The organism is Bradyrhizobium sp. C-145 (assembly GCF_023375135.1).
Taxonomy (GTDB): domain Bacteria; phylum Pseudomonadota; class Alphaproteobacteria; order Rhizobiales; family Xanthobacteraceae; genus Bradyrhizobium; species Bradyrhizobium zhanjiangense.
In genome coordinates, this window is the sequence record NZ_CP088150.1 from 7080444 (window position 1) to 7093193 (window position 12750).

10 protein-coding genes are annotated in these 12750 nt (G+C 58.7%); 3 read left to right on the forward strand and 7 right to left on the reverse strand.

Annotated elements, in window-relative coordinates; genetic code table 11:
* Positions 1 to 475: 475 nt before the first annotated feature.
* From LRP30_RS33280 to LRP30_RS33290, 3 genes are all read right to left on the reverse strand, one after another.
* Complete coding sequence (locus LRP30_RS33280) at positions 476 to 1651, reverse strand: peptidogalycan biosysnthesis protein (protein WP_249757540.1); 1176 nt, start codon at positions 1649 to 1651, stop codon at positions 476 to 478.
* Positions 1648 to 2421, reverse strand: coding sequence for a class I SAM-dependent methyltransferase (locus tag LRP30_RS33285; RefSeq protein ID WP_249757541.1), 774 nt, complete (start codon positions 2419 to 2421; stop codon positions 1648 to 1650). Before LRP30_RS33285 ends, LRP30_RS33280 begins: the two co-directional genes overlap by 4 nt.
* Before the next feature lie 119 nt (positions 2422 to 2540).
* Positions 2541 to 2864, reverse strand: a complete 324-nt coding sequence (locus LRP30_RS33290) for a hypothetical protein (protein ID WP_249757542.1) — start codon at positions 2862 to 2864, stop codon at positions 2541 to 2543.
* 1511 nt (positions 2865 to 4375) lie between these two features.
* Here LRP30_RS33290 and glmS point away from each other — a divergent pair.
* Complete coding sequence (gene glmS, locus LRP30_RS33295; RefSeq protein WP_249757543.1) at positions 4376 to 6202, forward strand: glutamine--fructose-6-phosphate transaminase (isomerizing); 1827 nt, start codon at positions 4376 to 4378, stop codon at positions 6200 to 6202.
* Positions 6203 to 6873: 671 nt separating this feature from the next.
* Here the strand turns inward: glmS and LRP30_RS33300 are convergent.
* Both LRP30_RS33300 and LRP30_RS33305 read right to left on the reverse strand, forming a co-directional pair.
* Complete coding sequence (locus LRP30_RS33300) at positions 6874 to 7353, reverse strand: DUF4147 domain-containing protein (RefSeq protein ID WP_249757544.1); 480 nt, start codon at positions 7351 to 7353, stop codon at positions 6874 to 6876.
* Positions 7354 to 8157: 804 nt separating this feature from the next.
* Complete coding sequence (locus LRP30_RS33305) at positions 8158 to 9318, reverse strand: PD-(D/E)XK nuclease family protein (protein ID WP_249757545.1); 1161 nt, start codon at positions 9316 to 9318, stop codon at positions 8158 to 8160.
* 383 nt (positions 9319 to 9701) lie between these two features.
* Here LRP30_RS33305 and LRP30_RS33310 point away from each other — a divergent pair, with 383 nt between their 5' ends.
* Complete coding sequence (locus LRP30_RS33310) at positions 9702 to 10067, forward strand: hypothetical protein (RefSeq protein ID WP_249757546.1); 366 nt, start codon at positions 9702 to 9704, stop codon at positions 10065 to 10067.
* 241 nt (positions 10068 to 10308) lie between these two features.
* Positions 10309 to 11088, forward strand: coding sequence for a hypothetical protein (locus LRP30_RS33315; protein WP_249757547.1), 780 nt, complete (start codon positions 10309 to 10311; stop codon positions 11086 to 11088).
* 264 nt (positions 11089 to 11352) lie between these two features.
* Here the strand turns inward: LRP30_RS33315 and LRP30_RS33320 are convergent, their stop codons facing one another.
* Positions 11353 to 11904, reverse strand: coding sequence for a hypothetical protein (locus LRP30_RS33320; protein ID WP_249757548.1), 552 nt, complete (start codon positions 11902 to 11904; stop codon positions 11353 to 11355).
* Between the two features lie 124 nt (positions 11905 to 12028).
* Positions 12029 to 12721 (reverse strand): MIP/aquaporin family protein, encoded by a 693-nt coding sequence (locus LRP30_RS33325; RefSeq protein WP_249761890.1) that lies wholly within the window; start codon positions 12719 to 12721, stop codon positions 12029 to 12031.
* Between the last annotated feature and the right edge of the window lie 29 nt (positions 12722 to 12750).

The following is a 12750-nucleotide window of genomic DNA, read 5'->3' on the forward strand; positions in this document are numbered from 1 at the left end:
GGAGAAGAGCGTCGCGCCCTATCTCAGTCAACTCGCAAAACGTGGTCTATAAAAACGCGATCCTATGGCGCGTCGCACAGATATGGCAAGGACGTGCCAGCTTTTTTGGTAACATCCGCCCCCACGGTCAGGTGTGATCTCTCGCTTGCGTAACGCAAGCACCGCCCCCGACCGGCCTTTCGAACCTGTTCGCGGGTCCGCTGCGGGGCTCCCCCGCGGCGCCCCGGAAATCACGCGAAATCTCGTGCCACAAAAGGGCTCGCTGCCGCCTCTCGAGACCCGAATCAGCCGTGTCATGACGTCATGGAGCACCGTGTAGCAGAATGTGCGCAGCAGTTTCTCCTTGGGTGTCCCTTGGTCGTGCCCCGGCTTGAAGGACCAGCGCGGCATCTCCAGTCCAAGTCCTGGGCGGCGGGCCGAGGGGCACCGTACCCTACCCAAGATCTCGGCGAATCTTGCTCAATCTCGCAGTTACTCACCCAGGACTTTGATAACGCTCGACCAACTCCCAATCCCTGCAAAGATGGCCCGCAAACTGATCCTGATATTCTCTGGCCACACGCAAATTGTGCCGTTTGACGTCAGAGTCGCAGATGTGCTGTTCACCAACGCTCTTGATGACGATCGCTTGCGGCTCGATCTTTGCCCCTCGGTTCACTTTCGCACGTAACGAAGAGGTAGAAAGCCGCAACGTCGTGAGACCGCGCGCCGCAGCGTAATCGAGCGGCTCGTAATAGCACAAGACGAAATATCTGTAATCCTTCAAATCGCGACTGTAGTCTGCCCCGAAGTAGCGCAAGTGAAGTGCCGTTCCAAAGCGATAGAAAACGGCCAGCCCGGTTATCTCGCTGTTGCACTCGGAAATTGCTGCGGCACCGAACTGCGACACACCCGCCTTTCTCTGCCCGGCGAGTATCCTTTCCATCCAGTCGCGACCCTGGGTGCTTCCGTGTCGAGACCTGTTTTGGGTTATGAGATCAGCGACTATGGAGTCATCGAGTTCTTCGGCTGAGGCCCATCCGATCTTCCCCCCGGCTCGACGGAACGCCGCGACCTCAGACCTGCTTTGATTACGATCATGCGCGCACGAGCGCGCCATCATCCCCGTCACCCCCGTATGCGGCACTTCTAGATAGGCTTCGGCAGAATGCAAAACGACCGTCCCACCGATATGCTCCGCGAACTCCACCGCCGCTCGGTAGGGCATGTACGGCATTACGACGCCGGTATATCCCCGCTCCTGAGCATAGTTTAGAGCGCTGCGTCCAAACTCGCCTAAAGCCTCGTACCTTCGCCTGCCCTCAATACAGGGTATCTCGTTGTGGGTATTGCGCCGACCACCTAGCCAGAGAAAGCTTTGTTGCCAAGGGCCGGGAATTCCCGCCATGCAATCTGGCAGGAAGAACAAGCCAGGTGATTGGTCTCCCTCCCAAAGCGGGCAAGCAGCTACAACTCCAGCTGGCCCGCGGACCGCAAGCACGTCTGTTGCGCCGAACGAATGTTCGAGGGCTCGCAGCCACCGGTAGCTGTTATAGAAATTGTTGTCACCGACGAGGGCATCCCATTCATGCTCGTCAAAGCCGCATAGACCTTCCGCGACCGCTGAGGAGAACGGGGCTGACAACGTGCTCCTGAATGGTACGAACGTCATGGGTGTCGTTCCGCATGGCGTGGGCCACGGACGCTTTCAATGATGATCGCGTGCGGGCTTTGGAGATATCCATGCAGCTCCTTGGGAAGCTGATCTCTACGGGCGTGTGTTGGCACAAACAGTTCTCGCCATTTCAACGATCGGAACCCGGCTTGTGCTAATGAACTCTCCAAAGAAGGAGCGGGCCAATGCCATGCGAGTACCCCGCCTTGTTCTCCATTTTTGCAGAACTCGACTTTGATACGCCCACCTTCTAAATATGGGTTCTCAGGATCGTCCACGACGAGCCTGAAGCCAAAGGGTTCGTACCAGTTTGGATGTGGATTGTAAGCTGGATGAGTCGACAACGATATCAAGCGCCCGCCAGGACGCAACAGCCCGCCCATTTCAGCGCACATGCTGTCCAGCTCAGTTTTGGTGGCGGCATAGGGCAGCACATAAGATGCAAGTACCAAGTCGAACTGGGCTGCCATGTTGGCATGGAGATGGGCCACGAAGGAGAGATTGATCGCCTCTTTCTCTGCGCGACGCCGCGCGTAGTTTAGCATGCCTGGCGCCGGATCGTATCCTACAACATGGGCTGCTCCGCGTTGCTTAAGTATTCGCGAATAAGCCCCCGCGCCGCACCCAAAATCGAAGATGGACAGACCATCAACATCGCCGATCACCTCTAGTACGCTCGGCACTTCGATGTATTTTTGAAGGGGCCATTCAGTCATATTCTCGTGCAGGCTTGCATATTCATCGAATTGGGCCGCGCTGTCGGACACGGAAGCACCCCTCGATTCGCCATACCCGTGTTGGCACGAACCCAGTGTTTCCTCTTCGGGCGGCGAGCAAGAACCGCCGGATAACGCAACTTGGGCCGTGAGCGGTGAGGATGCGAGACTCATGCTTCAATCCGTTCTGACCAGACCGACACCGTCTTAGATCTGTCGAGATACTTTTCGTAGAGTTCTTCGAGCATTGTCTTGCCGACGACGGCGAGCTCAGCTTGATAGGCTTTGCGATCGGTCACCTCAATGCGCTCGATATAGTCCCACGGCCCGCCCGATATGCCGGCGCCAGTTTCCGTGATGCGGTGCGTCGAATAGCTGACGATAGTCTTCATTTTACCGGCGACGACATAGTCGACCTCACGTTCGAAGCGTTCATACTCCGCTGCGCTGACACCCGGCTTCAGTGCGGCAAATACAAATCGGACAACAGCCATTTTCGATCCTTCTCGTGTCGGGGCATATCAAAATTCAAGGGGCCAGCTCTGAGCCAAGAGACTAGGCGACGATCGCCTCACTGCATTCCAGGGCGATGTTCTTGCGCAGGTCACTTTAGCTGATGGACCTCGCTCGACGAAAGCGCTCGCGCAAAATGCGCAAAGCGCCTCGTCCCCTAAAGGAACAAATCGATGAGGGTGCCCCGGCAACATGAGCGTAATTGGCACGCGCTCGATGATTGCCGATGGTCGTCTGTGATGCTCGGCGCATTCCTACACATCGCTGCCGCTCTCAGGGCGTGAGGAAGGGCCAACTCCTGTACAGCACGAACGACAGAAGCAATCGCGGCGCACCCGACCGGTTTTCAATTGACGGCCTTTCGATGGCATTGATGTGATTAACCCACTAAGCGCCATATGAACTCCGCGATCGGCTATCTACCAGACGGCCACATTGAAACGAGTTTGCGCAGGACCTCAGCAAGGTGCGTGCCACAAGCGGCTTATGCAACTGGCGCAGCAGGTGGACACAACAACCACTTCGGCCGCACGGCGGAATACTTGACCGGTCTTGTCGCATTTCGCACGCGCACGTCTTGATCCAGACACGGCTGAATATGACCACGGCGACTGCATGGCGGTCGCACTGCTACTAAGATCGCGAGGGACGATCACGGTCAGCCTGATGGCCCACCTCTTGGTCCAGTGCGATGTAGGACAAACACGCGAATCGTCGTCGAACGCGCGGATAGCTGTGTACCGCCTCAAAACACATCGGAGTGACGAGACTCGTCTGCATAGAGAGACAGCTGTGAAGACGGGGAGGAGAAAAAAGTTCGAGGCGGCAAGCGCCTACTCTCGGCCCTGTCGATGGCGCTGAGGAGGAAAAAATCCCGTTGGGCCGAGGGCGGCTCAGAGGTTTTGTGCGCATACGCGAGAGTTGTGGACGAGGGTTGTGCCGTGCTGCAGATTTCGGCACGTCCGCCGGCTTCCGCCATGGCGATCAAAGAACAAGGCAAAATGGGTGGACCGAATGTACCACGCCGGTGAACTTGAATTCCTCTCGACTACTCACGACTAGCGATCGATGTTGGATCGGGGTAGCGATCTCGACAGCGGATTTCGGTATCTGGCCGCGCTGACCGAACCTTCTAGGCGCTGGCGCCAGCCCGGCTCCATTTAGGCACCGAGCGATCGTCAGCAGGGTCCCTGTCCGGCATTGCAAGCCGCGTTACTGGATTGATGGTAGGCACCGGATGATCGGCCAGTGAGCCAGCGCTGTTTCGATTCCTGCTGAGTGCGGGCTTGGTCCGCGTTATGGCATCCGCAGGACAGCGCGTCCGGGACGGGTCCCTGATAGCTTGTAAAGTCGCTCGGTCTGGCATGCAAATTGCTGCCTGCGGGTCAGGCAAATGGGGGAGGAATCATTGACCTGCCAACGCCTTTAGCTTGCCGCCTGTGCCTCGAAAGACGATGTGGTTCAACGCTAGCTGCGGAGCCTATTGACGTACATGTGCGGAATTGTCGGCATTTTGGGACGCGGTCCGGTCTCAGAACAATTGGTCATTTCCCTGAAGCGGCTAGAGTATCGGGGCTATGACTCTGCAGGCGTCGCAACGCTGGGAGGTGGTCATTTTTACCGACGGCGCGCCGAGGGCAAGCTCAAAGCGTTAGAGACACGACTGCGCGCCGAGCCGGTGTCTGGGCATATCGGCATCGGGCATACCCGCTGGGCCACCCACGGAGAGCCGAGCGAGAAGAACGCCCATCCGCATGCGACCGACAATGTGTCGGTCGTTCATAACGGCATTATCGAGAATTATCTTGAGCTGCGCGCCGAACTGGAACGAAAGGGTGCACAATTCGCCTCCGAGACCGACACAGAGGTCGTCGCTCACATGGTCGAATCCCATCTGATTAAGGGCTATTCGCCTCAGGACGCGGTGAAGGCTTCGCTGCCCAAATTGCGGGGCGCGTTCGCGCTGGTTTTTCTGTTCAAGGGCTGCGACGATTTATTGATCGGCGTTCGCAACGGATCGCCGCTTGCTATCGGCCACGGCGACGGCGAAATGTATCTGGCGTCGGATGAGATTGCACTTGCGCCTTTCACGGAGACCATTACCCATTTGGAAGACGGCGACTGGGCCGTTCTGACCCGCGACTCCTTCACGATCTACGACCTGCAAGGCGTCATCGTCCGTCGGGCGGTGCTGAGATGTAGAGCGTCGCCGGCCCTCATCGAAAAGGCAAACTACCCTCATTTCATGATCAAGGAGATCCACGAGCAGCCGGAAGTCGCCGGCCATACGCTGGCGCGCTATGTCGACCCGGCGGCCGATCGCGTCGCATTGCCTCAGACGCTCCCATTCGACTTCAATGACATTGGTCGAATACTGATCACCGGTTGCGGCTCCGCAAGCCACGCCGGCCACATCGCCAAATACTGGTTCGAGCGGCTGGCCCGCATCCCCGTCGAGGTCGATGTCGCCTCCGAATTCCGCTACCGGGAACCGCCCTTGCGCGAGCGCGATCTCGCCATCCTCATTTCGCAATCCGGCGAGACGGCTGATACGCTGGCTGCGCTGCGTTTTGCCAAATCGAGAGGACTGCGCACGCTCTCCGTGGTCAACGTGCCGACGTCGACGATTGCGCGGGAGAGCGAGACTGTGCTGCAGACGCTGGCCGGGCCGGAAATCGGCGTCCCCTCGACCAAGGCCTTCTCGTGCCAATTGATCGTGCTCGCGGCTGTTGCGATCGCCACCGGGAGATCGCGTGGCGAATTGTCCAGGGCCAGCGAGGCCAGGCTCGTGCAAGAGTTGGTCGAAGTTCCTCGCCTGATGAGAGCTGCACTTGCAACCGAATCACAAATCGAGAAGCTCGCGCGGCAGGTCGCCAACTCGCGTGGCGTGCTATATATCGGTCGCGGCAGCTCCTTTCCGCTCGCGCTGGAAGGCGCGCTGAAGCTGAAAGAAATCGCCTACATCCACGCCGACGGCTATGCTGCCGGCGAGCTTAAGCACGGTCCGATTGCGTTGATCAGCGACGGCGTGCCAGTCGTGGTGATCGCCCCTCCCGACCCGCTGTTCCAAAAGACGGTCTCAAACATGCAGGAAGTTGCTGCACGAGGCGGCAACATCATCCTAATAACCGATGCAAAGGGGGCCGAGGCAGCCTCTGTGAACCCGCTCGCGACCATCGTATTGCCTGACATGGGGACAAGCTTTACTCCGATAGTTTATGACATTCCGATGCAGCTCTTTGCGTATCATACTGGGTTGCTGATGGGCACAGACGTTGACCAGCCACGCAATCTCGCTAAGTCGGTCACTGTCGAATAGGTTGCCTCGATTTTCGCCGATCCGACGCTCACCACCACTCGGCGTACTTCGAGCGATTGGTGACATCGGTGTTGCGTCCAGCGCGCCACAGCTAGGCTCTCGCCTTTGAACCTAAGCTGAACTGCAAGGCGCCGGATCTTGGGCGATCGCCGCTCAGCACTTACAACACCCAATCCGCATCGCGCCAGCCCTCCCCTCGGGGCGAGACTATCCAGCATAAAGGTCAAGGCTTCGTGGCATCGGGACGCTGTCTTTCGAACGGCGCTCAAAATATTCCGCTTTTCTTGGCCGCATCCGGTCCCCCGCATGCTGGAACTCGCCGGCGCAACGGTTGAGGCGTGCCTATCTGCGCGGCGACCTCGCCGTCATTCATTCGCTGGACGATGGACCTGGTTCGTAAGGGTGAGCAGCACCCAGAGCGCAAGTTTAAAAAAGCCGCTACGGTATACGTGTCAACGGACGATAATGAGATAGTCGGCCACGTCAGCTGCAGCGGACCCTTGGCTTCATCCTGCGAGGTCAGCACTGCCCCTCGATGAAGCGGCCCTGGCAGCGGCATATGCCCAAGAGGATTGGGGCGCGGTCAAAGGCTGATATCTGACGACGTTGTGCAGATCATGCGCCTGCGCAACGCCGATCCACTGGCGCGGGCGTCCGCGAACGTCGCCGGATCAGGGTACCGTGGGGCCGGAGGTGATCGCGGACGGTTCATCACTCGGCACGTCGGAGATCGCGAGCGTCACGATTGTCGCAACATCTGGCCGGCACGCGCGAGCGCAACAGCGCGCGGTTAACCGCCGGCTTCTGCGCGAAGGTGATACCATCGGCGGGGCGATCCAGTTCGCCGAGCCACCGCCCGAAAGCAGCACCAGCAACAGGTCGTCAGGGCCTGCCTGTGTCGCGAGCTCTAGCGTATCGGCGGCGCTCTTCAGCCCGGCCTCGTCGGGCACGGGGCCTTCTTTTCGCGCTCGGGCCTCGGCCAGCGCGTTCGCGAGCCTGTTCCGCTCCTTCTCCACGGCGCTGAGCGCTTCGCTGACGGCAAGCTTCTGAGCGACATCACTCCCCTGAACCTTGGACTTTAACTCCAGGATCTCAGCGTCCTTGGCGGCAGCAGCCTTCTGCAGATCATTACTGACTTGGGCTTTGGCCAATTCAACAGCGCTTCGCCAAATGCGGCGGCGATCTTGAAGCGAAGCTATGGGGCAAATAAAGGAGCGCTCCTGACGGCTTTCATCTGGCGACTCGCCCTCGATCCGTTGTGCGGCCCCGGTGGATTGCCGCAGGGATCGCAATCCTCTTCGGCGCTTTGAAACTGTGGTTGCACTGAGGAGGCGACTCGCATGCCGTGTGATCCGACCGATAGCCTGAACAATCGCGCGTACGATGCCGCGACTGCGGATAACGCGGCTATAATGAGATCATGCGTCAGAGCGCTGGCGGCGGGACTCCGCGGCCTTGTTTTAGGGTTAGCTGAAACACCTCCACGGCAGGCTAAACCCCGTCGCGACATAGTCTGGAGGCAAAGGAACGATAACGGCTGGGTTGATATAGATAAGCTTCGCCACTTCCCAGAATCCGTGATATGGTTCGTTCATGACTGATAAGCGCAAAGGCACGAGTATCAATTCCTCCTCCCGAATTTTGGGAGAAAAGACTTTTGCGGCCATTTCGGCCGTCGAAGGTTTGAAGCTTGGTAGAGCCTCAAAGGAACGCCTTTCGTCCCTCCGCGAAAAGAAGCTGACACCTGCCCAGAACCGAGCCGAGGTGTTACGGGCGTACGTCCAACCCAAGAGCCGCTAACGGCTTTGAGCGGCTACGACGTCTTCGATCCGTACTGCTACAAAGGCACCTCCGTTCTCAAGAATCGAGTGCGCCTCAGGGACGACAAAACCTAGAGACGTTTGAACGCGAAATGTCGACACTTCGGTCGGAAGAGCCTCTCCCCGTCGGAAGGTTTACGCCTGCGCACTACAAGCGCATCCACCATCATCTATTTCAGGACGTTTACAGCTGGGCAGGAAAGTATCGTAAGGTCCGCACCGCCAAGAGCGGAAATATGTTTTGTTATCCGGAACACATTGTGTCGAGGCCGGCACAGTTGAATGACAGAAGAAGCGTAGCAGGCTTGCAAAGCGTGCTTTATTGAGCTTCAGAAAGTAGTTTCTCGCGTGCATTACAAAAAATGACCGGAGCAACTCGCAAGCGGCGAAACCCTCAACAATCGCCTGGTGCTGCTCCTCGGGTGCCTGCGCAAAATCGACGATCGGTACCCTGACCCGAATGCTCGCGGACTTGGCCGCCCGCTCGACCTTCATCGAAGACTGCAAGATGCGATCAGACCGCAGCGAGAGCTCGGCGGCCGTCGTGCTGCCAAACTGTAAATCCACGTGGCCGCGTTCGGCCTTGTAGACTACGACGACCCGCGACCAATCTAGCTGGGAGAGCCCTTCGGCATCTTTGAAATGGAACCAGGTGGATAGGCGCGGCTTCAGGCCAGGTTCGTTGAAATTGAGCTTCGGCGCGACTTGGCGGGATATTTTCCAGCACGCCTGCCACATCCCCGATACAGCAGCATCCGGCGTCATGATGTAACCGCGACGTAGCGCTTCGACGCCGGCCTCCAGGGCATCCGCCAAAAATTGCGACCTTGGATCATTCTCCTCCCGAAGCGGCGCCGACAGCTCTTCATAGGGAATTCTAACCTCAAAGGCTTCCGCGCCTGACTTTGACATGTACCCGTCCGGGGCGATCAGCACCGTAACGACGCGAGATATGCCTTCCGTGGTAGACCGTCGTTGTGCTCGCGCCGCGTAGCGCAGTCCCTGCTCGGGCTGAAACGGTGCCGCGATCTTGTTCTCAGCGAGCGCCAGCACCAACCCGTCTTCAGTCTCGAATGCCATAACAAGATCACTCTCGCCATCGTTCTCATCATGCGATACCCAAGCGCCCGCAAGTGGAGAGCCGGGACACCCCGCGCGGCGCGCAAGAAGATTTGCGAGGCCCCGGCGGGCATGCAGCTCAGCGCAAAGCAACAGGTCTATGTCGCGCTCACGCAACCCGGAAAACGGCGACCTTGCTTCTAGAGCTTCTATCGGCATTTGCAGTCGTGCAGTCATTAACGAGCCCCCCATTTAAGTTCACGACCGCGCTGTGATCGTTCTACTCTTCGACTGCGATGAAGGACAGCGCCATCGCTACCTCTACCGCGCTTTGCCGGCGAGCCCTTGCGACGGATCGTCTCGACGGCCGGCTTTGGTCGCCTTGTGGTCGACCCCGTTGCAGGCGAGCGCGAACTCAGCACGCCGGCCCAAGCGCCGGCTCAGGTGCGTTTCCTGGAAGCCCGAGGCATAGCCTCCCCCGCTTAAACCGCCATCCAAAGCTCAAGATGATGTGAGACTAATCTCGAAATATCTCCAACTTGGCATTTAGCAATCCTGTCGATAACTCCAGACCATTCCTTTCTTGCCAAGGTTTTTCGAGCCCAAATGAGGCAATGAAGATGAGAATTATCGAATTTGAAGGCACTCCGGCTGAATTCGAGCTGGTGAAGCACCACTTCGGTGCGACCACTGGCGCGGCGGTACCGGTAACGCCGGAGCCCCCTAGCCGGGCTGAGGCTAGCCCCAAGCTATCTCCAGCCGAACGGCATGAGATCGTGGTCAAGGCTCTGATCCGGATTCCCCTGCCGGCGACAATGCAGAAGGTTTTCAAGGCGCTATTGAAAAGCTCCAACGGCGTCACGACCGAGGAGCTTGCCAAGCTTCTCAAAATCCCCCGCAATCAGCTCGCCGGCGTGTTCGGCGCCTTCGGGCGGCGCCTCAGCCACACCGGGGCTTCCCCGAAGGTGACGAAGATGCCTGGTTAGCAACCAACGAGTGGAATGGTCGTGTACGCCGGTACACCCTGACAGAACTCGGCCGCGCAGCTCTGCTGGACAAGCGTGTTCACCTGGGTGACCATTCAAGCGGTGGCGCCTGTCGCAGAGCAGCTCCGACTGCCTGCGCCAGCCGCTGCAATGAAGCCAGTCTATATCCGCGTTGCAACTGCGCGGACTTGTGCAACATGGTCCAGAAATGAGCTCGGCTCCGACAATCGATGTCTGGAATGTGGCGACCTTTGATGAGGCGCTGTGGCAGATGCTTGAGCAGAAAGCCGAACTGATACGCAACTACCTAACTACATCGCGTCGTCAGTTTCTTGAGCGCGAGGCGTCCGACCACACCAGGCCATACCCGACGAATCCCTATGCCGGTGATTATCAGGATCTCGTCGAAGCTGTCGGCAGGGAAATGAACCACCGCACAATAAGAGCCTGGCACTACACTCGCCTGGTGGAGGATGAGGTCCGCAATATTCGGGAGACCGGCATCTATCCGGGCACGCTTGAAACGCTGCGGTGCCGGCTGGATGCCCAGGCACGAGCCGGGCTGTTGTCGGCCGCAGACGTGGAGGCCCTATATACGGCAAGCCCCTGCCACCATCCGGAACAGCAACCCGGCCGGCTAGGGAAGTTTTGGCTGACATCCGATCCGGTACGGATCGATGACGGCGGCGTAAAGCTGCTGCTTGAGAACTGGGGTGGCGAGGCGACGTATTTCTGGCTCGAGGATGAAAGGCTAGAGAAGCTTGTCGCGGGCATGGGACGCGCTCGCATCCTCGAAGTTGGCGTTCCGGTCGAAAAGACCAACCAGTGGCTTTCTGCGGGCCGTGCAGTGGTTGGTGCATTCGCTCGAACGCTTGGCTGTCGGCCAGATCACGGCGCCTTCGACCTGTACACGATGGAGCCGTTAGGGGCGGCCGCGATCCTCGCTGTTCATACCGCCGGCGAGACGACGTTCAAGAGGGTCGGCAGAGGTTATCCGACAGGATACAGGTCCATCCGCTGACGGTGGCGCGCTGAAGGCCCGCTCGTGGCCGGGCACCGCGAAGGACCTATTTATGCTGCGCCGACAGGCTTTCCGGCGCCTGCAGTAAAAAACAATTCCGCAAGAATCTGCCGAATGCGCCCGGTCAGAATTCGGATCCCGCTAAATAGTCGGAACGGTCGGTGATCGTCTCCCTCGATTTGAGGCCCAAATCTCTACGAACAAAGGATCTAAACCTGCATACATTTGCATATGGTTTGGTGACCTTGGGTTACCTGATCCTCTTCATCCTAAGCACTGCGCTCTTGATGCCAGGCCGCAGGGCGGCTTCGGGCCGTAGCTTCCGTTGCGCCGGATCTCGGCGAGCCGCTGCCGAATCCGACCTGACACGCCCTGCGTCATGACCAGGAGCAGCTTCAATTCGTCGGGCGAGAAGGAAACATCGCGGATCGACTGTATATCGGTGACCACGCTGCCCTTGAGCGGCCGCACCGAGATCGTTGACGCATCGGTGTGCGCGTATTCCTGGTTTCTCAGCTTGAGCAGGCGCTCATGGAAGGCCGATTGCGCCTTGCCGTATTGCAGCAGTCTCTCCGGGAAAGTGATGCCCTTCCCCCTCCCTCCGGCAAATGGACGGGCATAGGCAACAATCATCGTGGTCGTAAAGGCGATCTGTTGGATCGGCACGCTTCCCCGCCGCAGGAACGACAAGGAATGCCACCCCTTCTTGAGGATATACTGGGCGCTGGAACTGGCTATCGCCAGGTCGCCGTGTGAGGCGTGCAATTTCTCATAGAGCGCGCGATCCCGCGGTAAGAGAGTCAAGTCTTCAATCATCGTGTCATCCAGGTATGACTTCAGGGCCACTTAAGGAATTTCCATGACGGACATCTTCAAATCTGGTCGATGATCGGCAAGGCCGAGACGATACATCCCCTGGACAGGCCGATCTTCGATCGCCTCAAGAATTCTCATGGCTTTGACCTGCGGTGCCTGCCGTGCAATTAAACAACCATGCAGCGAGCGTTGTGGCCGCCACGGCCCCAATCAGTTGCGCGATGATGAAGGCAACAACGCTACTCGGAGCGATGCCGGCAAAGGTGTCGGACAGCGATCGTGCGATCGTCACCGCGGGATTGGCGAACGAAGTGGATGCGGTGAACCAGTAAGCGGAAGTTACATACAAGCCAACGCCGTAAGGGACCACAGCGGGAGTTCGGCTCGCGCAGCCGAAGATCGTGACGAGCAAACCGAACGTTGCGGCGGCTTCTGAGATCCACTGTCCGGCTCCCGTTCGTTGTGTGAGCGAGACCTGCCAGAGCGGAATATCGAACATCAAATGCGCCGCAAAGACCCCCGCGAGCGAACCGGCAATCTGCGCAAGAATATAGACCCACATGGCTCGCCATGTCAGTTCGCCACGCAAAGTCAAGGCCAGACTGACTGCGGGATTGAAGTGCGCTCCAGAGAGCGGACCGAAGACCAGGATCAGGACCACCAGGATCGCACCAGTGGAGATGGTGTTGCAGAGAAGCGCGAGCGCGACGTTGCCCCCGGCGAGCCGCTGCGCCATGATCCCGGACCCGACCACGGCAGCGACAAGGAACGCCGTTCCGAGCCACTCCGACAAAATGCGTCGTCCCATGGACGGCATCAGAATTGTCCGAGCGACGCGTTTCGTAG

What these genes read in the sequence shown, in the direction of transcription:
- LRP30_RS33280 (WP_249757540.1), bottom strand. Translation starts at nt 1,651, where the DNA reads ATGACGTTCGTACCATTCAGGAGCACGTTGTCAGCCCCGTTCTCCTCA.
- LRP30_RS33290 (WP_249757542.1), bottom strand. Translation starts at nt 2,864, where the DNA reads ATGGCTGTTGTCCGATTTGTATTTGCCGCACTGAAGCCGGGTGTCAGC.
- glmS (WP_249757543.1), top strand. Translation starts at nt 4,376, where the DNA reads ATGTGCGGAATTGTCGGCATTTTGGGACGCGGTCCGGTCTCAGAACAA.
- LRP30_RS33305 (WP_249757545.1), bottom strand. Translation starts at nt 9,318, where the DNA reads ATGACTGCACGACTGCAAATGCCGATAGAAGCTCTAGAAGCAAGGTCG.
- LRP30_RS33310 (WP_249757546.1), top strand. Translation starts at nt 9,702, where the DNA reads ATGAGAATTATCGAATTTGAAGGCACTCCGGCTGAATTCGAGCTGGTG.
- LRP30_RS33320 (WP_249757548.1), bottom strand. Translation starts at nt 11,904, where the DNA reads ATGATTGAAGACTTGACTCTCTTACCGCGGGATCGCGCGCTCTATGAG.
- LRP30_RS33325 (WP_249761890.1), bottom strand. Translation starts at nt 12,721, where the DNA reads ATGCCGTCCATGGGACGACGCATTTTGTCGGAGTGGCTCGGAACGGCG.